Source organism: Eisenbergiella tayi (genome assembly GCF_001881565.1).
Lineage (GTDB): Bacteria > Bacillota > Clostridia > Lachnospirales > Lachnospiraceae > Eisenbergiella > Eisenbergiella tayi.
This window is the reverse complement of record NZ_MPDJ01000002.1, coordinates 50,941-72,707: the sequence shown is the minus strand read 5'-3', so window position 1 is coordinate 72,707 and position 21,767 is coordinate 50,941. Positions and strand designations below refer to the sequence as shown.

At 45.4% G+C, this 21,767-nt stretch carries 15 protein-coding genes; 14 read left to right on the top strand and 1 reads right to left on the bottom strand.

The features are described from left to right. Positions 1 to 123 precede the first annotated feature (123 nt). The 10 genes from BLA28_RS08955 to BLA28_RS08910 all read left to right on the top strand — a co-directional run bounded on the left by BLA28_RS08955 (position 124) and on the right by BLA28_RS08910 (position 15,618). Entirely contained in the window at positions 124 to 1,674 is a 1,551-nt protein-coding gene (locus BLA28_RS08955) for an ABC transporter substrate-binding protein (RefSeq protein ID WP_071699042.1), read from the top strand. Between the two features lie 103 nt (positions 1,675 to 1,777). After that, entirely contained in the window at positions 1,778 to 3,328 is a 1,551-nt protein-coding gene (locus BLA28_RS08950) for a carboxylesterase/lipase family protein (RefSeq protein WP_071699041.1), read from the top strand. Further along, positions 3,318 to 4,352, top strand: a complete 1,035-nt coding sequence (locus BLA28_RS08945; protein WP_071699040.1) for a hypothetical protein — start codon at positions 3,318 to 3,320, stop codon at positions 4,350 to 4,352. Before BLA28_RS08950 ends, BLA28_RS08945 begins: the two co-directional genes overlap by 11 nt. A 1-nt stretch (position 4,353) precedes the next feature. Beyond that, the gene (locus tag BLA28_RS08940; protein WP_071699039.1) at positions 4,354 to 6,870 is read left to right on the top strand and encodes an alpha-L-arabinofuranosidase C-terminal domain-containing protein; all 2,517 of its coding nucleotides are present in this window, start codon (positions 4,354 to 4,356) and stop codon (positions 6,868 to 6,870) included. Positions 6,871 to 6,950: 80 nt separating this feature from the next. Further along, positions 6,951 to 8,501 (top strand): carboxylesterase/lipase family protein, encoded by a 1,551-nt coding sequence (locus BLA28_RS08935; RefSeq protein ID WP_071699038.1) that lies wholly within the window; start codon positions 6,951 to 6,953, stop codon positions 8,499 to 8,501. Between the two features lie 112 nt (positions 8,502 to 8,613). Further along, complete coding sequence (locus BLA28_RS08930; RefSeq protein WP_071699037.1) at positions 8,614 to 10,341, top strand: sensor histidine kinase; 1,728 nt, start codon at positions 8,614 to 8,616, stop codon at positions 10,339 to 10,341. Beyond that, entirely contained in the window at positions 10,322 to 11,926 is a 1,605-nt protein-coding gene (locus BLA28_RS08925; protein ID WP_071699036.1) for a response regulator transcription factor, read from the top strand. Before BLA28_RS08930 ends, BLA28_RS08925 begins: the two co-directional genes overlap by 20 nt. 172 nt (positions 11,927 to 12,098) lie before the next feature. Next, on the top strand, positions 12,099 to 13,055 hold the full coding sequence (locus tag BLA28_RS08920) for an ABC transporter permease (protein WP_242955429.1): 957 nt from the start codon (positions 12,099 to 12,101) through the stop codon (positions 13,053 to 13,055). A gap of 67 nt (positions 13,056 to 13,122) precedes the next feature. Then, positions 13,123 to 14,010, top strand: coding sequence for a carbohydrate ABC transporter permease (locus BLA28_RS08915; protein WP_071699035.1), 888 nt, complete (start codon positions 13,123 to 13,125; stop codon positions 14,008 to 14,010). A 54-nt stretch (positions 14,011 to 14,064) separates the two neighbouring features. Further along, a complete protein-coding gene (locus BLA28_RS08910; RefSeq protein WP_071699034.1) occupies positions 14,065 to 15,618 on the top strand; it encodes an ABC transporter substrate-binding protein in 1,554 nt (517 codons plus the stop codon). Positions 15,619 to 15,717: 99 nt separating this feature from the next. Here BLA28_RS08910 and BLA28_RS08905 read toward each other — a convergent pair whose 3' ends face one another. Beyond that, positions 15,718 to 16,908, bottom strand: a complete 1,191-nt coding sequence (locus tag BLA28_RS08905; RefSeq protein ID WP_071699033.1) for a serine hydrolase domain-containing protein — start codon at positions 16,906 to 16,908, stop codon at positions 15,718 to 15,720. 299 nt (positions 16,909 to 17,207) lie between these two features. Here BLA28_RS08905 and BLA28_RS08900 point away from each other — a divergent pair, with 299 nt between their 5' ends. The 4 genes from BLA28_RS08900 to BLA28_RS08885 are packed head-to-tail and all read left to right on the top strand — an operon-like array spanning position 17,208 to position 21,765. Further along, complete coding sequence (locus tag BLA28_RS08900; protein ID WP_081365597.1) at positions 17,208 to 18,203, top strand: LacI family DNA-binding transcriptional regulator; 996 nt, start codon at positions 17,208 to 17,210, stop codon at positions 18,201 to 18,203. A 13-nt stretch (positions 18,204 to 18,216) separates the two neighbouring features. Beyond that, positions 18,217 to 19,158, top strand: coding sequence for an ABC transporter permease (locus BLA28_RS08895; protein ID WP_081365596.1), 942 nt, complete (start codon positions 18,217 to 18,219; stop codon positions 19,156 to 19,158). A 12-nt stretch (positions 19,159 to 19,170) separates the two neighbouring features. Then, positions 19,171 to 20,091 carry a carbohydrate ABC transporter permease gene (locus BLA28_RS08890; protein ID WP_071699032.1) on the top strand — a complete coding sequence of 307 codons (921 nt, stop codon included), beginning with the start codon at positions 19,171 to 19,173 and terminating at the stop codon, positions 20,089 to 20,091. 45 nt (positions 20,092 to 20,136) lie between these two features. Then, the gene (locus BLA28_RS08885) at positions 20,137 to 21,765 is read left to right on the top strand and encodes an ABC transporter substrate-binding protein (RefSeq protein ID WP_071699031.1); all 1,629 of its coding nucleotides are present in this window, start codon (positions 20,137 to 20,139) and stop codon (positions 21,763 to 21,765) included. Positions 21,766 to 21,767 lie beyond the last annotated feature (2 nt).

Genomic DNA, 21,767 nt, shown 5'->3' with positions numbered 1-21,767 from the left:
CTGTTTCGTCGGAACGATTGTCCGGAGTCAGAAAATGTCACGGATTACATCGGAAAATGAATATTTTGAAAAGAAAGAAAAATATAAGATAGATTTATGAAATGAAATACAGGAGGAAGCACTATGAAAAAGAAACTGGTATCACTTATCCTTGCTGCGGCAATGCTTGGAACACTTATAGGCTGTGGTTCGGATCCTGCCGGGACGGGAACCTCGGGTGCGGCAGATTCTGCCGGAAGTACCGCCGCCTCAGGAGCAGAAACGGCCGGGGCGCTTGAAGTACCCGAAAACCCGGACGACTGGCCGGTAATCGCCGTGCAGTCATTAAGCTACGATATGCCGGATGAGGCAAATGTTGAAGAAGCGCTGAATGAGTATCTGGTATCGATAAATGCAGGAGCAAAGGTGGATTTGATCGGAATTAACTTTGGCGACCTTGCCACACAGATGACACTGATGCTGTCCGATAACCAGAATCCTCTGGATATATTCTGCTGGAGATTTTATTCCAATGTGGACAGCTGTGTGAAGAATGAGCAGTGTATTTCTCTGGAGCCTTATAAAGATGTGTATCCCGATCTTTGGGAAATGTATCCGGATAAGGTATTAAAAACCCAGCAGGTTTCCGGCATACAATATGCGGTTCCCTCCGTTGACAGCTATGCCACCTATGAGGTATATGCGCTGAGAAAGGAAATAGCGGAGGAACTGGGAATTGCAGACAGAGACGGCGAACGGATTACCATTGATGAACTGACACAGATCATGAAAGACGCAAAGGCCATCCATCCGGAATTTTCCTATATGGTGAATACCAATGATGAACCGGTTATCGGCATAGACAGCCTGGGCAACCCCAACTGGCTCGGCGTCCTGTTAAATCAGGGAGTGGGAACGACGGAAATCGTCAATCTTTATGAGACGCAGGAATGGCGTGATTTCTGCTATCTGATGAAGGATTGGAACGAGGCCGGATTGCAGCTGGATGATCCTCTGAATAACGAAAGAACTATCACACAGTATAACAATGGCGTAGCCGCCGGCTGTTATCTTGGCGGTTACAGCGCCGACTATATTAAGGCGCTGATTTCCTACAGCCCCTACGAGCCCGTAGAGTTCCAGCTTACGGATCTGGTGGGAACAAGCTCATCTGTTTTAGGCGGCTGGATGGTCTCCACAGTATGCAAAAACCCGGATGCAGCCATGAAGATTCTGTACCTGATGGCAACCGACGAAGTGGTGGCGCGCTATATGATTCTCGGTATTGAAGGCCACAACTATTCGGTGGATGAAAACGGTATCGCCCGTTTTCCTGAAGGGGTGGATGCGAGTAATGCAACCTGGAACATGAACGGCCCCTGGTATTATCCGAATCAGTGCCTGAGCCTTCCTCTGGAGGTGGAAATGTCCACTTATTATACCGATATGCTGGATGCCCCGAACCATGCGAAGTTTTCAGAGGCAATGGGCTTCATATTCGATAGTGCGCCGGTATATGATCAGATGGCAGCCTGCACAACGGTTGTGGCTGAGTACAGAGATGCCCTGTTATATGGCCTGGTAGACGTGGATTCTTATCTGGAAAAGTTTAACGAAGAGCTGAAGGCCGCAGGAATCGATGAGATCATTGCGGAAGAGCAGAAACAGTTTGATGCATGGCTTGCTGCACAGTAGACAGGTAAAGAATTAATAAAATGTGTTGCCGGCTGTAGATTTCTATGGCCGGCAATTGTTTTGAAGATAAAAATAAATTACAAAAATCGGAAAAGGAGAAGGTATGGAAAATTTACAGGTAACAGTGGAATCAGGAAAATTACAGGGAGTCCATGGGTGGGATCCAAGAGTTGCGGTATTCCGCGGAATCCCCTACGCCGCGCCTCCGGTTGGAGAACTGCGCTGGAGGGCGCCTTTGCCGGCCATACCCTGGGAGGGTGTGCGAAAAGCGGATCAGTACGGCCCAATCGCCTGCCAGCCTGTGCCCGGCAGCAATCCGGAGGAGTTCTGGACCAGGGAGATCCACCCCACAGGCATGGAATTCGAGATGAGTGAAGACTGTCTGTATCTGAATGTTTATACCACGGCGAGGACGGGAGAGGAAAAGCTTCCGGTTTTAATCTATATCCATGGCGGAGGCTTTAAGGGAGGATACCCTTACGAGGTGGAATTTGACTGGGAGCATATGGCGAAAAAAGGGATTGTGGTCGTATCGATCGCTTATCGTCTGGGTGTCCTGGGATTTTTAGCCCACCCCTGGTTATCGGCAGAAGCGCCGGAGGATCCCAAGGGAAATTACGGAACTCTGGATCAATTGGCGGCCTTAAAGTGGGTGAAGCGCAATATTGCTGCATTTGGCGGCGATCCGGATCAGATTACCATCGCAGGACAGTCTGCGGGAGCCATGAGCGTACAGAATCTGATGACTTCCCCCATGGCGGAGAGATTGATTGACGGAGCCATTATTGAAAGCAGCATAACCGCAGCCTTTGCGGAAAAGGAAGACAGAAGCCATCCCCTGGAAAAGGCCGAAAAGGTTGGAGCCCTGTTCTTTGAAAAGGCCGGGCTCAGAAGCCTGGAAGAGGCCAGAAAGCTTCCGGGGGAAGAACTGGTACGGCTGGAGGATGCGGTTTTAGGGCCGGGGATTCATTTTGAACCCGCCATTGACGGTATTTTAATAAAAGAATCCAATTTTGAAGCCTATAAAAACAATCACCATCACAGAATACCGGTGCTGGCGGGATATAACCGGGGAGAGGCGGAGTCCTTTGCAAAAGCGTTCACACGACCAGTGGAAACCATGGAAGCATTCAGGGAATACGCCGCCGGATTCGGTGAAAAGGCGGAAGAATTCATGTCTCTTTGCGGTGTGAAAAATGATGCGGAGGTGAAGGCTCTGTTTTCCGGAAACGCCATGCTTGATTTGGCGGCAGGCTTAAGGATGTTCGGCTGCATTCAGGACAGCCAGGACAGAAAGGCATACCTCTATGAATTCAATGCCGATATTCCCGGCGAGGATCATGCCGGCAGCTATCACGGAAGCGAGATGTGGTTCGCCTATGACAGTCTGGCAAGATGCTGGCGTCCGTTTACCGGCAGACATTATGATCTTGCCCGCCAGGTCAGTTCCTACTGGGCTAATTTTGTTAAAACAGGAGATCCCAACGGTAAAGACACGATAGGGGAGGAACTCCCGGAATGGAAGTCTTTTACGGCGGAGAATGAATTTGTGATGGAGTTTACGGATAAACCGGAAGAATCAAAGGTTAAAGCAGACGCGCTTATGAAATTCAGAATCGGCTACACTTTGGGGAGGGAAATTCATGAATCGTGATACAGAAGCTTTAAATAACAGCATAGCGCAGTACGTCAGTGCCTTACAGCACCGGAGTGTTGCTTATTTTGAGGATGCTCCCTGCTATCCGATAGAAAAACTGGTAAAACTTCATGGCATGAGAAGAAACATGTTGGAGGAAAAGGAAGAAGCAAAGCAGCTGGAGCTGGCAAAGGAATATCAGGAACTTATGGATACCTTGTGTAAACTGCCGGATGCGCCGTCCCGTATTTATCTATGGCCGGAGGGAAATATGCCGGCCACAGGGAAATATGTGGAAAATCCGGACTTCCGTTATAACCATGATCCGGACTTCCGGCCTTATATGTATGAGTTCCTTCTGCCTGAGAATGTGACGCCGAAGGGAGCCGTCATACTGTGCGCCGGAGGCGACCATGGAGACTGTGTGATACATGAGGCGTACCAGAGCTGCCTGGATTTCAATAAACTGGGCTATCAAAGCTTCATGCTTTTAAACAGGACAAACATGATGCCCTATACCGGACAGGAATGCGGCGCGGACGCGGCAAGGCTGATCCGCATGATCCGGAAAGACGCGTCAAAATACCGCATCAGAGAAAATCAGGTAGCTTTTGCCGGATTTTCCAACGGCGGCCTGACCGGCGAAGAATGCATCCGTTATTATTCCGGGAACCAGAAGGTGACGGATCATTTTCCGGATTATGCTCCGGATGAACTGGATGGATATTCAGGATCGCCGGACGCGTTCCTGTGCATTTACGGCCCCCGCTGGGAGGGCCGGGAAATGGATTATACAAAGGTGGTTTATCCGCCTGTATTTTACGCGGTAGGCATGGAAGACAAAGCGCTGGATAACCTGCATTGGGTATACAGGGATCTGCTTGCCCACGGCATCTGGGCGGAGGTTCATACCTTTACCGGTGTGCCTCACGGCCAGGCGGGGGTGTCCATATTCGGCAATTACGAGTACCCGAATTTTGAACTGTGGCTGCCTCTGGCGGAGGCCTTTATGCAGAGAATATTTGGAAAGGACAGGGCCTGAAATGAAAAACACAATACATATCCATACGAAGAAGGTGAAATGCCCCACTGCGCCAGAGTTTTACGGGTTATTTTTTGAGGACATAAACCATGCTGCTGACGGAGGCCTGTACCCGGAAATGATCCGAAACAGGGCATTTGAGGATTCCCTGGTGCCGGAAGGCTGTACCACCGATCCGAACCAGAGAATTTTTGTAACGGAATACGGCTGGCCGGGGGCGTTCAATCACGGTGAGGGCATGGATGAGTGGGCGGCTGCGGTTCCGCCTTCGGAAATTCCGGGCTGGTACGCTAAGAAGGCGTCTTTCCGGCTTTTGAAGGATGGCACACTCAATCCGAACAGGAAAGCGGCCCTGCAGGTAACCTTTGAACCCGGAGGAAAAATATACAATATCGGCTATTTTGGTGTGCCTGTGAAAGAAGGCGATCGATATCGCCTGTATTTTATGGCGCAGTCCGATGCTGACGCAACATTTACGGCGGCATTGGAGTCAAAGGAAGGAACGGACCTGGGCAGCTGTGAAATTGCGATCCGAAAAAATACGGACTACCGCCGGTATGACTGTGAACTAACCGCTGGCGGCACGGATTTCAAAGGCAGAATCAGCCTCACCTGTGATACGGCCTGTACGGTTACCTTTGGTTTTACCTCCCTGATGCCTGAAAAAACGTTCAGGGGACATGGGCTTCGGGAAGATCTGGCAATAGCCCTTAAAAACACAAATGCGAAATTTATCCGTTTCCCCGGCGGCTGCGTGGTGGAGGGGATAAATGAACAGAACGCCCTTCGATTTTCCCGTACGATAGGGCCTGTGTGGGAGCGCCCCAGCGCGCAGCTGATGTGGCATTACCGTACGACAAACGGACTTGGTTTTCATGAGTATCTGCAGCTGTGTGAGGACTTGGAAATGGAGGCCATGTATGTCTGCAACTGCGGGATGAGCTGCCAGGCGCGTCACGGCGGCGGTTTTTCGGAAGAGACGACAAAAGAATATCTGGAAGAGGCGCTTCATGCATTGGAGTATGCACTGGGCTCTGCCGATACCCCTTATGGAAACCTCCGTGCGAAAAACGGCAGGAAGGAACCCTTTCGGATGAAATACGTGGAAATTGGAAATGAAAATTTCGGCCCGGAATACAATCAGCGCTATGAGCTGTTTTATAAGACGCTAAAGGAAGCTTTCCCCCAGGTAATCTATATTTCCAACGGCCATACGGAAAGGGAAAACCTTCCTACCGACTATGCGGATGAGCATTATTATGACGCCCCTGAATTTTTCCTGGAAAACGGGGATTTGTTCGATGATTACGACAGAAACGGCCCGAAAATTTTCCTGGGGGAATATGCGGTAAACGGCGGAAATACCATCGCTTCCATGGAATGCGCTCTTGCGGAAGCGGCTTTTCTTTTGGGTGCGGAGAGGAACCAGGATATTGTCCGGCTGACGGCCTATGCCCCGCTATTCCAGAATTCCGATTATACGGCCTGGAAGCCGAATATGATTGTATTTGACAACCACCAGGTCTATGGAATCCCCAGCTGCCATGCGGTTTCCCTTCTCGGAAAATACAGAGGCGACGAGGTGGTGGAAATCGAGAAGGAAGGGGAGGAGCAGCCTCCGGTATACCATGGGATTTCCGGCATTATGTGTGAAAAGGAAGGGCTGCTTTTTAAAAATACAAAAGTGAACGGAAAGCCCGTGGAGGTTTCCCAATGTATCTATGGTGAAGTTGAGAGGGCTGAAGATGGCTGGAAAATGATTTTCGGAGACCGGAGGCATCATTTTACCGGAAAGAGCAGAGAGTGGAACGAGGCTTTCGAAACGTTTATAGGCAGCGGGAGCATTCATGAAAAACCGGTCATGTGGGCGGTCTTCGGAACAGAAGAGCTGGAGGAGTATACCTTTGAGATAGATATTAAAACCGAAGAGGACAATCCGCTGACCTTATCTGTCTGGAACCATCATCCGGAGACGGACGCAGGCTGCAATGAACCAAAGGATACGGAGTGGACGACAAGAAGCGTGAGGAACCAGGTATGGAAAATAGAGAACGGCAGGAGTGCGGTCAGGGTACCGCGGTTTTTTGACAAACCTCTGTCGGAAGAAGAACAGGTTCCGGTATCCATCCCTTACGGGGAATATAACCATTATAAAATGGTATGCAATGCATACGGCTATGAGTGTTATATAAACGATCAGCTTGTGCAGAAAAAAGTTCATACGCTTCACCCGTTAATCAATGCCGTTGCAACCCAGGATAAGAATAAGATATATTTGAAAATAGTAAATGTGAGTGAAAAAGAAGAGGAGATAAGTATTTCGGCTGACTGTGCGGTGGAGGAGACTGTTTTAACGGAAGTGCTGGCAGCAGATCCGCGGGAGGTTAATTCCTTTGAGGATAAGGAGCATGTTTCCACGGTAATCGGGAGCATTTCCGGCGGAAGTGAATTTGTCTATACAGCGCCTGCCCATTCGGTGAATGTGCTTGTTATGGAAAAAAACGGTACCATTGAATAGGCGCGGATGCCAGAACTTGCGGCAGCTAAGGCTTGTCCTGGCTGTTGTCTATATTTTTATGAAAGAAAGGAAGGGGAATTATGTTACGAAAGGTTCAGGTGAAAAACGGAGTTCTTCAGGGACTGGTGGGAAAGGATCCCCGCATTACCGTATTCAGAGGCGTGCCATACGCAAAACCGCCGATGGGTGAGCTTCGCTGGAGAGCGCCGCAGCCGGCGGAAGACTGGGAGGGTATTAGAAAATGCTATGAGTATGGAGACATGCCCATGATGAGAATACATCCCGGTACGGGAAATGATTTTTACACAAAAGAGCTGCATCCCACGTCGGCAGATTATGGCATGAGTGAGGATTGTCTGTATCTGAATATTTTTTCTCCTGCAGCGGCAGAAGACGAGAACCTTCCCGTATTCTGCTATATCCACGGCGGCGGCCTGCAGGACGGCTACAGCTATGAGGTGGAATTTGACCCGGAAAGAGTGGCACGCCGCGGCGTTATCGTCGTGATGATCGGCTACCGGCTGGGATTGTTTGGTTTCCTGGCGCACCCTGAGATCACGGCGCGGACTCCGGAAGGAGAAGTGATTTCCAACTTTGGTTTTCAGGATCAGTCGCTGGCGCTTCACTGGGTACATGAAAATATCAGAGCATTTGGCGGCAATCCCGATCATATCGTGATTTGCGGGCAGAGTGCCGGTGCTGGAAGCGTCCAGGCCCAGCTGTGCAGTCCCTTCAATGAAGGCATCATTGCCGGCGCAATCTGCCAGTCCGGGATATCCATGGCTTTTGCGGATGAAGAGAAGCCCTTTGGGGCGGCCATGCCTCTGCGGGAAGCGGAAGCCCATGGCGAGGATTTTTTCAGGCAGGCAGAGATTGAAAATCTGGCGCAGGCGCAGGAAATGGACGCTTCGGTTCTTATGGGGAAGCTGCGGGAAATTTCCTCTGACTGGAGATTCGGATTTGGGCAGTGCATTGACGGCAGGTTTGTAAAAGAATCTGTGTGGGATTCCTATTATAATGACCGGCTTCCTGATGTCCCTATGATTATCGGCGTATGCTGGGGCGAGACCCAGGGAGGCATGTTCGGCGGAAACAGCTTCACTTACGAAGATTTCCGTAAATGGGCGAAGCTGTTCGGTGACAGGGAAGAGGAGTTTATACGGATCGCAGGCGTCTCCAATGATGAAGAAGCAGAAGCACTGACAAAAACAGATGCCAAAAATATGCTGTTAAGCAACAGCAGAGGCTTCTGTGAGCTTCGATCTTCCATGGGTAAGAAGGTGTATTATTATATTTTTGATCATGATATTCCGGGGGATGATGCAGGCTCGTTCCACGGCTCGGATCTGTGGTTCATGTTTGATTCTCTGGGAAACAGCTGGAGGCCTTTTGAAGGGAAGCACTATGATCTTGCGAGGCAGGTGACCTCTTATTGGACGAATTTTGTAAAATACGGGGATCCTAACGGTGTGGACTATAATGGGAATCTGCTTCCGAAATGGGATGCGTATCAAAAGGATAAGAAAGCGGTAATGAAGTTCCTGGATGAAGCCATGCCGGAGGTTTTGGAGGAGTGTCCGGTGCTAGATTTCAGGCTTGCTTTTGGAAAAGAGGTGTTTGGGGATAAATAATGCTGTCTGATAAAAGAAATACTACTGAAAAGTAGACTGGATAACGGAAGCAGTGAGGTGTATAATTATTTTGAGTATTATACAGGAAACGTTACGGCAAGAGGTAAATAGGGTGGGAAAAAAGCAGCTGTCTCTGAAAAAACTGATTTTCGTTTATTGGATAGTCCTGATTGTGATTGTAATGGTGCTGCTACTGAGTTACAGTAGCATTATAATCCGAAACAGCCGTAATGCGATTCTTGAAAATGCCCATACTATTGCAGATAATTATGGATTCCAGCTGGATAAAGACATTACCTCAATGATGGATGCAGTAAGTTCTATGTATGTGGACAATATCCATTATCTGCGCCTGAGTAATTACGAACTGGATGATTTTGAATGGGTGGGATCCGCTTATTACCTGCAGAACAGTCTGAAGGGAAAAGCGGATGCCATTGACTATATGGCGGGAATGTTTTTTTATGACCAAAAGCGGGATTCCATGAGGAGTCTATACAGCAGCTACCCCAGCACCGCTACAAAACTGGAACTGGATAAACACCTGAAGGTTATATTGACGGAGGGAGCTGATGTTCAAAAAGATTTTCGCATTATGGTGTGTTCAGGGGAATATTATCTTGTTTATTTCATGAGATCCAGAGATAAATATCTGGGTTTTGCCATAAACTTAAGCCGATATTTTCCCAAAGAAAATAATATGGAGATTTCCTGTATCTATCAGCAGAATCAGGTGGCGAAACTTTCCGAAATCAATATCCTGGAAAAAGATGAAATTCTGAAGATAAAAACAAAAGGAGTATCCGGAATAGACCGGGAACAGAGAATAATCAGCGTTGTGCAGCTGAAAACTCTGGATATGATGCTTGTGCTGGCCAGAGATTCAAAGGATTCTCTGAGCGTATGGAAACAGCCTGATTTACTGCTGATCTTAATTTTAATACCTACTCTCTCGTTCTTTTTTCTTTTAATCCTTCTGCGGAATCTGAATCGCGCTATTCTTTACCCGGTGGGTTATATTATTCAGCGGGTTCATGAGATGGCGCAGAAAGACGAAAAAGAATACCCGCTCCAGCCGGTAAGGAATGTACAAATTAAAGAATATATTGAAATCAACAGATGTATTGATGAAGTATTGGAGCAAATCAATACAATTCAGGAAGAAAAATATCAGGAAAAACTGCGTGCAAATAATATTCAGCTGCAGTACTACCAGCTGCAGCTGAATCCTCATTTTTTCCTGAATTGCCTTAATACGATAAAATCTCTTTTGGAAAATCATTCGGCAGATGCCGCAGACGATATGATTATATCTTTATCCTCTTACTTCCGTTATATATTCCAGGATCGGAAAAACCTGGTTACTGTAGCTGAAGAAATAAAAGAGGTAAAAGCATATTGTAATATTTACATACTGAAAGGCGGGTTCCCGATTCTTCTGCAGACAGACGTGAAAGATGAGGTAATGGATTGCCGCATCCCTATTTTATGTATTCAGACCTTTGTTGAAAATTCAGTCAAGCATATAAATAAAAGGGGGACGATATTAACAATTAAAATCCAGGCAGGTATTGTTGAAGATGAGAGCGGGAACAGAAGATTATCACTCCGTGTTTCAGACAACGGCTATGGGTACCCACAGGAAATGCTGGAAGAACTTAACCAGCCGGTTACAGATTTTCAATACCGCTCTTATCATGTGGGAATCGATAACCTGAAATACAGGATTAGTCTCATTTATGGTGAAAATGCAAACTGGTATTTTTATAATTCGCCATATGGGGGCGCTATTACGGAAATTACACTTCCGGAGGAATTGGATGAACATACTGATTATTGATGATGAACCATTGATTCTGAATACGGTCTATACCCATATCAGAAAAATGGAACTGCCAGTGGATATTATTGATATAGCGGGAAGCGCGGAAGATGCCAGAATAAAAATGGAAAAAGTGTATTATGATATTTTCCTGTGTGATATCGTCATGCCTGTCGAAGACGGCATCAGTTTTGCCAAGTGGGTATTGGAACGTTATCCGGACTGTAAGTTTATTTTCCTGACTGCTCATGTGGATTTTGAGTATATGAAAGAAGCAATTTCTCTCAGAAGTTTTGACTATGTTCTGCAGCCTGCCGGAAAAGAGGAACTTCAAAGTGTGCTGGAACGGGCGATGATGCAAATATCCATTGAGCGTAAAAACCGTGAGTTAATAGATGCGGCGTCTTTTTATTCTGTGCATGAGATGGATATTTTGGATGGAAATGCTATGCGCTATTTTACCGGGTTGACAAAAGAGGACTCTTTTATACGCAGGCTTGTAAAAATACGGATGGGAAGATGGATTCCGGATATGGTATATTATCCGTTCCTGATCCAGATTATCAAGGCAAAATCCCCGTGGGAAGAGGAAGAAAGAGCTCTGCTTCGCAGTATTTATATAAATATAATCGATGAAATTATGCTGCCTCTGCATACACAGAATATCGTTATTCTGAGGAATGATACAGTGGGAAATTTCATTGGATTGATTATTTTTGATAATGAGAGCGCTGCTGATCAGGAAAAGCTTCATGACAGGCTTGAGAATATGCGTTTATTATTTTTGAAATTACTTAAAATGGAAATTGCGGTCTATTGTGGAGATTTCTGTAATTTCGAACAGCTGCGGGATATGTGCGGACAGCTGTTGGAGGAACAAAAAAATAATGTACGTTGTGTAAGCCGTCTGTATCATGCGGGACAAATAAGCGGTCTGAGCGGTGAAGGGCAGTCCCTTGAAGCAAAAATAGCCTCCTGGAAAGTGCTTTTGAATCAAAACCACCTGCTGGAATTCAGGGACAGTCTGCTTCGTTTCTTGGACTATTTTTTTTCCAGCAATGATGTCAATCGGGAGATAGTCATGAAGCTCCATCAAAATATAAGTGAGATGATATTAAACTGTATGGCATCCATGAATATCAGCAGCGCGGACGTGTTTGATGACAAGCTGTCTTATTATGACTTTATGTATTGCTGGAAACAGGCGGATGAAATGAAAGCTACACTGAAGTATGTGATCGAGCGTTTATATGAGATCTCAGGAATGCCTGATCAGGATGTTATTCAAAGTACTATCCGTTACATAAGGCAGAATATAGACAGCGATATTATGGTCAGTGAGCTGGCTTCCCGGGTTGGGAGAAATCCGGAATACCTTACCCGTATATTTAAAAAAAGCACAGGCTACAGCCTTAAAAAATTTATTGATATGGAAAAAATGGAAGTTGCAAAGCAGCTATTGACAACGACCAATCTTCCGATAACAAGCGTTTCAGGACATGCGGGATATGCTAATTACAGCAATTTCACCAGAAGCTTTAAACAGATTGTGGGCTGTACACCCACAGAATATCGGGAATTAGAAAAAAATGTTGAAAAGTGACAATGTTCTCAAAAAAGAACCTTTACGGGTTCTTTTTTTATCTTTTCTTTATAAATCAGAAATTGACATATAGAAAGTAAGATTTTCACTATTGGAAAACGCCATGTTTTTATATTCTATTGTTAAATAAAGTTTATCATTTATTTTTACAAGCAAAGGGGAATGAGGCAAAATGAAAACTTCCAAAAAGAATGAAAGTATGCGGCCGGTTAAAAAAAATATCAAAAAGAAACTCGGTAAGTATAAGTTTGTTTATCTGTTGGCAGTCCCGGGTTTCATTTATTTGATTATTAATAATTATATGCCAATGGTTGGCCTGATTCTTGCTTTTAAGAATTACAATTTTGCACAGGGGATTTTTAAAAGTCCCTGGTGCGGCCTTAGTAATTTCACGTATCTGTTTTCATCAAAATGGGCAAAAATAATGTTTCGGAATACAATTGGATATAACCTGGTATTTATTATTCTTGGAACAGCTTTTGCGATTTTTGTAGCGATATTATTGGGGGAAGTAAAGAATGCCAGGGCAAAAAAGATTTACCAGACTTTTATTCTCATTCCGTATCTTGTGAGCATGGTATTGGTAGGTTATTTGGTTTTTGCATTCCTTTCCAATGCAAATGGCTTTATCAATAAAGGAATTTTAGAAAAATTAGGTAAAGAAGGAATAAGCTGGTATACAAAACCGGAATATTGGCCTTTTATTTTGACAATTGTTAATCTTTGGAAAGGTTTTGGCTTTCAAAGTATCGTGTTTTATGCAACGATTATAGGCTTTGATAAAACCTATTATGAGGCGGCTGTTGTTGACGGTGCGTCCGTCTGGAAGCAAATTACCAGAATAACACTCCCGCTGCTCAGACCGACAGTTATCATACTGACAATTATGTCTCTTGGCAGAATGTTTAATTCGGATTTTGGACTGTTCTATCAGGTACCTATGAATACAGGAACCTTATATACCGCAACTACGACAATTGATACTTTTGTATATCGGGCCATGATGGAGGATCATGATGTGGGACGTTCTCTGGCGGCCGGATTCCTCCAGTCGGTATTGGGATTTGCTGTCGTATTAATCACTAATATGATTGTCCGTAAGGTGGAACCGGACAGCGCGTTGTTCTGAAACGGGTAATAAAGAAAAGCTTTAACATACAAAGGAATTAACATATAAAATTTTTAGGAGTGATATTATGGCCGGAAAAGGAAAGGGCTTTCGTTTATTTTCAAATTTAATCATGGTTATTCTGACCGTGGGTGCAGTGATGCCGTTTATTTTGTTAATTACGTCATCCATTACAAGTGAAGCGGTGATTACCAAATACGGCTATTCCTTTATTCCAAGGGAAATAGATTTTACGGCGTATCGTTATTTGCTTCTTTCGGGAGGTAAAATACTAAAAGCTTATGGCATGACAATTATTGTGGCAGGTATTGGGACAACGCTGAATATTTTTATGACAATGGCATTTGGCTATTTACTTTCCAAGAAGGATTTACCGGGCAGAAATGCAATCTCTTTCTTTATTTTCTTCACAATGTTGTTTTCAGGCGGTATGATACCGGGTTATATCGTATGGAGCCAGGTAATGCATGTCAGTGATACGATTTTTGGATTAATTTGTCCGAATCTGATGATGAGCGCATTTAATATCATTTTGATGAGAACCTATTTTACCACCAACGTGCCGCTTGAATTGTGCGAAGCTGCAGAGATGGATTCCTGTACCCAGGTAGGGATTTTATTCCATATTTATATTCCGCTTTCAAAACCCATGATCTCCACTCTGGCCTTATTTGCTGCGTTAGCATATTGGAATGATTGGATCAACGGCCTGTATTATCTGGTAAGAAACAAAGAATTATATACCATTCAGAATGTGTTAAATACCATGCAGAATAACGTACAGTTTTTAAAAGATTATGCGACCTCCGGAATGGCGGAATTTTCCAGCGCCATACCCAGCCTGGGTGTACGGATGGCAATCGCTGTGATTTCTATTATTCCTATAATGATTGTTTATCCTTTTTTCCAGAAATCTTTTGTGAGAGGTATTGTAATAGGCGGTGTAAAAGGCTGATATGTCTGGTGATTAGCCTGCAACATAAAATATTTGTTTTCAAGGAGGGTACATATGAAAAGAAAAGTAATTGCCTGTATTCTGGCACTCGTAATGGGGCTGTCCCTGGCGGCGTGTGGTTCTGCGGATAGTGGATCAGAGGCGGCAGCTGTGGAGGGAGGTACCGTATCAGCTCGGGAAGAGGCTTCCGTGGCAGCAGATACGGCTCCTGCGGATTGGCCGGTTATAAAGGTGGAGGTTTGCAGTTTTACGGACACTCTGGAGAAGGAACCGGAAATTGAAGCAGCGCTGAATGAGTATCTGGTATCAATTAATGCAGGGGTGCAGGCGGATATGCTGCCAATTGCAATTGGTGACAGATCAACACAATTGACATTGATGCTGACAGATAATAAGGATCCCATAGATTTGTTTGCCTGGAGATTTTATTCTTCGGTTTCCGATATGGTGAAAAACGGACAGTGTATTTCCCTGGAAAAATACCGGGAGGTATATCCTGAATTATGGGAATTGTTTCCGGAATCAGTTTATACGGCATGTCAGGTAAATGGGGAACAATATTCTCTTCCGGGAGCAGACAGCTTCAGCAATTTTCAGGTATATGCAATGAGAAAGGATGTAGCAGAAGAGATAGGCGTAATGGACTTGGCAGACACTAAAATCACCATGGATCAATTTAATGGGATTTTAGATAAAGCTGAAGCGGCGCATCCGGAGCTTTGCTGGCATGGAGATACGTTTGTCAAACCTCTGATGGGAGTTGATAATCTTGGAAATGATGCCCTGATTGGAGTACTGATGAACCGGGGGATCGATGAAACGGAAATCGTCAACTATTATGCAACCGATGAGTTCAAGGCATACTGTGAGCAGTGTAAGGAATGGGCAGATAAAGGATTGATTGTGGATGATCCTCTGAATACGGATTATGCCGGATATACTCTGATGAACGACGGCATCGGAGGAGGTTATCTTTTTGAAGCATATTCTATAGATTACGCCTATTCCCTGATGAAAGCGCAGATCAATTATGATACGGTTATTTTTCAATTAACAGATCTTGCGGGTGATAACTCCTGTTTATATAATGGATGGCAGATATCATCCGTATGTAAAAATCCGGATGCTGCTATGAAGCTGCTTTATCTGATGTATACGGATGAAACAGTGGCAAGGTTCTTTACTTTGGGGATTGAGGGGTTGACCTATAAAGTGGATGAGAATGGCTGTGCATGGTATGCAGATGGGGTTGATGTTAATTCGGCCGGATGGAACCTGTCCGCGCCTTGGTTTTATCCTAATGAATGTCTGAGCCTTCCTTTTGAAACTGACTATAAGGAATACTTTTCCGGAATGGAAGCGCTTTGGACCGATGATAGTATTCAGTATTCCAATGGTATGGGATTTGTATTTGACAATTCGGAGGTTTATGATCAAATGGCTGCCTGCAGTGCAATTGTAGATGAATATAGGACTGCGCTTTTGATGGGGCAGGTGGATGTGGATGATTATCTTGCCAAGTTTAATAAAGAATTGGAAGAGAATGGAATCAATGAAATTATCTCTGCCATGCAGGTACAGTTTGATGAATTTATGGCCTCTAAATAATTAGGAAAATTGATGATGGAAGAAGTCTTTGCATATTGATTATAAAAATAACGGAGCTTGGGGAGAAAAGTCCCCGGCTCCGCTGTTTTTTACATCATTCTATTCAATACACCCATATACAACATCCCTTACCTTCACATGAAACAGCTCATTGTGTTCACCCTGTGTATTATGCATATAAACGATGGAAAGATGATCCTCGGGGGAAGCTTCCGCCCAGGAGCCGTACCCGCCGGACCAGCCGAAAGCGCCGACAGATCCATTGGACGCGCCGGGAGCTTTGTCAAGCAGTGTCCGCACACCCATTCCATAGCCATATCCCAGGATGTCCACACCATTATAATGCCAAAAATCTTTGAGCTGTTCCGGTCCAAGCTGATTGGTCCTCATCAGATCAATCGTCTTTCTGCCCAGGAGCTGCTCACCCCTGTATTGGCCGCCGTTTGCCAGCATACTCATAAATACAGCGAAATCTCTGCAGCTGCAGTTCAGATTTGCCCTGGAATATTCCGGGGCACCGCCGATCTTCAGGATGTCGTCCATATCTGCTGGCATAGGCTCTTTTCTTTTATCCGGGGAGATAAAGTAGCAGGTAACAAGACGGCTCATCATCTCATCATCCAGGAAGGTGGCGGTATCTTTCAGGCCAAGAGGGTCAATCAGCCTTTCCTTCATATTCTGCCGTACGGACTTTCCGGTTATCACTTCCACAATGGCCCCCACAATTTCGCTTCCCAGCCCGTAAAGCCAATGCGTTCCCGGTTCAAACATGATCGGAACGGAGCCCATTGCGCGGACCTCATCCCGCAGTGTGGGGATTTTCCCGTCTTTGCAATAGGGCCTGACCGCTTCGGACATGGCATTGACGGTGGGATTATCCGTCACATGGTCAAGCGGTCTCATACAATAGGGGAGGCCGCAGGACATGGTGAAGGCATCTTTTACGGTAAGGGGATACTCCACAGGGACAATCTCCGCGGCGCGTCCCGGAACCTGTACGTATTTTGTGGTATTTTTCCACTCCGGAAGAAAATCATAGACAGGATCCGTAAAACGGAACGCCCCTTCTTCGAACAGCATCATGCCGATGGCATAGGTAAAAAGCTTTGTGGTGGACGCCTGTCTGAAAATAGAGCGTTCATTGATTTTAATCCCCTTTTCAATATCGGCATAACCGGAATAGCTTTCATGGATGATGTCATGATTCTGCATGACAACACATGCACAGCCGGGGATAGATCCCTGTGTAAAAGAGTCCAGCAGCTTGTCAAGATTTTTAAAAGTTCCCATAAAACCCTCCTTTAATGATTTGGCAAAGATTTAGCATCCTGGCAGGTATATCATAGTAAATATCTGCATTATGAGAAATGATGCTAAAAAAGAATTACTGTATCCCTATAATATATATTTATCTCAATTGAATAACAAGTAAAAATATTGCAAATAGCTAAAAACGTGATATTTGCTAAAAATTAAATTGCTAAATTGTGAAAATATGATAATTGAATAATTTAGCAAAAGGATATATAATTTAGCTAAATGAACAAACGCTTGCGCTAAATACAAATCAAACACGAGAGGGTGATCAAGTGAGAAAGAAAGCGGCAGATACCGAACTCTCCATGGAGGATATAGCCAGGACACTGGGGATATCAATTACCACTGTTTCCCGTGCATTGTCAGGGAAAGGACGTATCAGCACTGCCACAAGGAAAAGAGTTCTGGAATATGCAGAAACGGTGCAGTACAGTCCCAACAAATTTGCAAGGGCGCTGTCAGGCAGTCGGACCTTCAATATAGGGGTCGTAATTCCGGGAGATGCCAAAATGGAAGAAATGTCCTTTTTCCAGGATTGTCTTCAGGGAATTACGGAAGAAGGAGCAAGGAATGACTATGATATCCTGCTGATTTATACATGGGGAGAAGATATCAGGCAGTTGAGGAAGGTGATTTCATCAGGAAAGGTGGATGGAGTGATTATTACCCGGGCCGTTCGGGAGGATCCGGCTGTATGTCTGTTGGAAGAGACGGGGCTGCCCTATGTTGTAATCGGAAGTAAGAATGAGAAGAAGATTATTCAGGGGTGCTGTGAAATGACCGGAAGCCTGTTGGACAGAGGAATAAAAAGGCTGGCGCTGATAGGCGGGGATATCCGTCATGAAGTAACCATAAGCAGATACAAGGGATTTAAAAAAGCATTCTGGCAGAGGGGGCTCAGGCCGCAGGAAGATATCGTTCTGCTGAAGACGCTGAACCGGGAAATGGCGGAAGAAGCCGTCGAATATGCCGTACGCGGGAAAGCGGAAGGAATTTTGTGTATGGATGACTGTATCTGCAGATATGTTTTCCAGAAGCTGGACCGGAGCAGCTGCCGGGTCCCGGGTGATATTAAACTGGCATCCTTTTATGACAATTCGCTCCTGGTGCATCACAATCCATCCATTACGGCAATTCATTTCTGTGATGAAGAGAGGGGGAGATATGAATGCCTGGAGCTGATAAACAGGATGGAAGGGCGGGATTTTAAGAGTGTGCCGGAGGTAAACTATGAAATAAGATTCCGGGAATCAACAGACAATTATTAGGGAGGAAAATGAGTTGAAAAAAGAAAAAGCTGTCAGTATGGGAAAACAGCCGCTGCTGAAAAAAATCAAAAAGAATTATGCTCTTCTTCTGATGCTGCTGCCGGCGCTGATTCTGGTAATTGTATTCAGCTACATACCGATGGGAGGAATCATTCTCGCATTTAAGCAATACAACTATCAGGATGGAATACTGGGGAGCCCGTGGTCGGGCTTTGAAAACTTCCGTTACATGATTTTATCCAATAAGCTGTGGCCTTTGACAAGAAATACGCTTTTATATAACGTGGCATTTATATCCTTCGGTGTCTTATTTGAGGTGGGCTTTGCCATTATACTGAATGAGATAACAAGGAAGCATTTTAAAAAAGTAGCCCAGTCAATGATGTTCCTTCCCCATTTCATTTCATGGGTTGTTGTTGCGACCATTATGCTGAATATTTTCGGGGATCATGGCGTGCTCAACAACATACTCACATCTATGGGAATGGAAAAGTTCAATATCTATAATCAGGCAAAGGAATGGCCGATTGTCATGGTTATCGTAAAGCTGTGGAAGTCAACCGGCTACGGAAGCGTTGTATATCTGGCGGCTATCGTCGGAATCAGCCAGGAAATCTATGAGGCGGCCAAAATTGACGGCGCAAACATCTGGCAGCGTATATTCCGCATTACGATTCCGTGTCTGAAGCCCACAATTATCATTATGGTGCTGCTTGCGGTGGGCGGTATTTTCAGAGGGGATTTCGGTATGTTCTATCAGCTGGTGAGAGATAACCAGATATTGCTGCAGACCTCGGACGTGCTTGATACCTTTGTTTACCGTTCCATGATGTCAACCTCCAATATGGGGATGTCTGCTGCTGCGGGCCTGTATCAGTCGGTGCTGTGTTTCTTTACGATTAATCTTGTTAACTTCATTGTTAAAAAGGTTGATCCCGATTATTCGTTATATTAGGAGGCGGAATATATGAGCGGACAAAAAATTTATAAAAATAAGCCCATGAAGGCATCCATGGACATGATGGTTTTTAACCTGATCGGAACAATACTGGTAGTATTTTTTGCACTGGCGTGCCTCATACCGTTCTACCTGGTATTGACGGGATCGTTTACGGATGAAAAATGGATTCTTACGAAGGGCTACAGCTTCTTCCTTAACGCGGAGAATTTTTCCACGGAAGGTTATAAAATTGTATTCAAGAGCCCGGAAGCGGTGCTTTCCGCATACGGAGTTACCACCTTTGTCACAGTCGCAGGTACGGTGCTTGCGATATTGATAACAACGATGACAGGGTTTGTGCTGTCCAGGCCGGACTTTCCGTGGAGAAACGGTTTTTCCTTTTTCTTCTTTTTCACCACATTGTTTAACGGAGGGCTGGTTCCGTGGTATCTGCTATGTACGCAGACGCTGAAATTTACAAATCATTTATATGCGCTGATTCTGCCGGGATTGTTTTCCGTATGGAATATGATTATCGCCAAGAGCTTTATGAAAGGAATCCCCTATGAGCTGGTGGAATCGGCCAAGGTGGACGGGGCGAGTGAGTGTCTGATTTATTTCCGTATCATGGTTCCCTTATCGAAGCCGCTGATAGCCACGCTGTCCCTGTTTACCGCTCTCGGTTATTGGAATGACTGGTATAACTGTATGCTGTTCATTAACGACAGCTCCAAATGGAATCTGCAGTATACCCTACAGAATATTCTGAACAGCTCGGAGGCGCTGAACAGGATGGCAAGCCAGACGGGAATGAAGGTGGCTTCGCTGCCGGCGGAAAGCATGAAAATGGCTATGACTGTGGTTGCCATTGGGCCTATTATACTGCTGTATCCGTTCCTGCAGAAATATTTTGTAAAAGGCATGACAGTGGGCTCAGTCAAAGGATAGTTTTTGAATAAAAATTATATATAAAAAAGCAGAGGAGGAAAGAAAATGAGTAAAAGATGGAAAAAAGTGATGGCATTGGGGTTGGCTGCAGTCCTTTGTATGCTTCCGGCATGTGGGAAGGCAAATACTTCCGGAACTGCGGGGACTGAAGTCGGCGGCAGCGCGGCGGCTGGAGAAAATCAGGGCGCCGGAGGTAATGAGGGAATTTCCGAAGACAGTCCCTACAGGGACAAAGGCTTCGATCTTTCCAAGCATGAGGACGTGGTAATGTATGCGATCGGCGACAGGCCGGAAGACATGGATATGGTGCTTGAGAAGCTGAACGGAGAATATCTGGAGCCGTGGCTCAACACAACCCTGGATATGAAATTCTTAAGCTGGAGCGATGTGCAGACGAAATACTCCCTGCTTCTGGCAGGCGGTGAAAAGGTGGATCTGATGTACACCTCCTCCTGGTGCAATTACAATTCAGAAGCGGGAAAAGGCGCATTTAAGGAGCTGACGCCGGAATTCCTGCAGACTTACCTTCCTTACAGCTATGAAATCCAGGCCCCGGAAAGCTGGGATCAGGTAATGATCAGCGGTAAAATTTTTGCGATACCAAAGAATTACGCCGTATTTAACAACTATAATATGATAGCCGTAAGAAAAGACTTAATGGAAAAACATGGTATCGGGGAAATCAACAGCTGGGATACCATGAAGGAGGCTCTGATTACACTGGCGGAAAAAGAGACACATAACGGCATCTATGCCAATGGACAGAGAGGCAATGCGGAGTTTGCAGACCATGTATGGTGGCAGCACATAGAAGCGGAACCGCTGGCAAGCGGATTTGATTTCATGTATTTTACGCACGGAGAGGAAAAGCTTCCGGATTGGGATAAGGATGTGTTCTATAAATATACCGCGCCGGAATGTCTGGAGCTGTATATGGAAATGGCGGAGCTGGCAAAGAAAAATGTATGGTCCCCCAATAAGATTAACGATACATCGGATGCCCAGACCAATTTTGAAAGCGGAAAAACAGCGAGCTTTATCTGGAACAGCACTATTGTGAGCGCAGGTGAAAATCTGGAAAAAGCCGGCATAGGCACATATGAAATTTTTGATGTTACACCGAATACAAAGGCGCAGAGGGGCAGCTATGCGGACGATACCATAGCGATTCCGAATGCTTCAAAAATCCCGGAAAGAGCGGCGCTTGTCCTGGACTGCCTGAAGGGCTTCCCGGAGGTCAACAATCTGGTAGTCGGAGGAATTGAAGGTGTTCATTATGAAATGACGGATGACGGAAAAAGAAAACTGGGCGAAGCAGCCGACAGATACGGATGGGGTAACTGGGCTTGGGGAATTACCGGAAAAGACAGTCCTCAGCTTTACAGTGATGATCCCAGAAGCAGCATTATGGATGAAATGTGTACGGCGAAGGAATATACGCCTGTTGCATCCGGCTTTACCTTTGATAAAAAGAACGTGGAAGCGGAACTGGCTGTAATTACCTCTATCGTCCAGGAGTATGGCGCAAGCTTTAATATTGGACTGTTCGGTGACGAGACGGAAGCGAAGTATCAGGAGTTTATCGGCAAGCTTGAAGAAGCCGGACTGAGTAAAGTTATGGAGGAATGCCGGGTTCAGTATGAGGCATTCTGTGAAAGGAAAGGACAGGAATAGCA

What these genes read in the sequence shown, in the direction of transcription:
- BLA28_RS08935 (WP_071699038.1), top strand. Translation starts at nt 6,951, where the DNA reads ATGTTACGAAAGGTTCAGGTGAAAAACGGAGTTCTTCAGGGACTGGTG.
- BLA28_RS08915 (WP_071699035.1), top strand. Translation starts at nt 13,123, where the DNA reads ATGGCCGGAAAAGGAAAGGGCTTTCGTTTATTTTCAAATTTAATCATG.
- BLA28_RS08905 (WP_071699033.1), bottom strand. Translation starts at nt 16,908, where the DNA reads ATGGGAACTTTTAAAAATCTTGACAAGCTGCTGGACTCTTTTACACAG.
- BLA28_RS08940 (WP_071699039.1), top strand. Translation starts at nt 4,354, where the DNA reads ATGAAAAACACAATACATATCCATACGAAGAAGGTGAAATGCCCCACT.
- BLA28_RS08955 (WP_071699042.1), top strand. Translation starts at nt 124, where the DNA reads ATGAAAAAGAAACTGGTATCACTTATCCTTGCTGCGGCAATGCTTGGA.
- BLA28_RS08920 (WP_242955429.1), top strand. Translation starts at nt 12,099, where the DNA reads ATGAAAACTTCCAAAAAGAATGAAAGTATGCGGCCGGTTAAAAAAAAT.
- BLA28_RS08890 (WP_071699032.1), top strand. Translation starts at nt 19,171, where the DNA reads ATGAGCGGACAAAAAATTTATAAAAATAAGCCCATGAAGGCATCCATG.
- BLA28_RS08925 (WP_071699036.1), top strand. Translation starts at nt 10,322, where the DNA reads ATGAACATACTGATTATTGATGATGAACCATTGATTCTGAATACGGTC.
- BLA28_RS08950 (WP_071699041.1), top strand. Translation starts at nt 1,778, where the DNA reads ATGGAAAATTTACAGGTAACAGTGGAATCAGGAAAATTACAGGGAGTC.
- BLA28_RS08910 (WP_071699034.1), top strand. Translation starts at nt 14,065, where the DNA reads ATGAAAAGAAAAGTAATTGCCTGTATTCTGGCACTCGTAATGGGGCTG.
- BLA28_RS08885 (WP_071699031.1), top strand. Translation starts at nt 20,137, where the DNA reads ATGAGTAAAAGATGGAAAAAAGTGATGGCATTGGGGTTGGCTGCAGTC.
- BLA28_RS08945 (WP_071699040.1), top strand. Translation starts at nt 3,318, where the DNA reads ATGAATCGTGATACAGAAGCTTTAAATAACAGCATAGCGCAGTACGTC.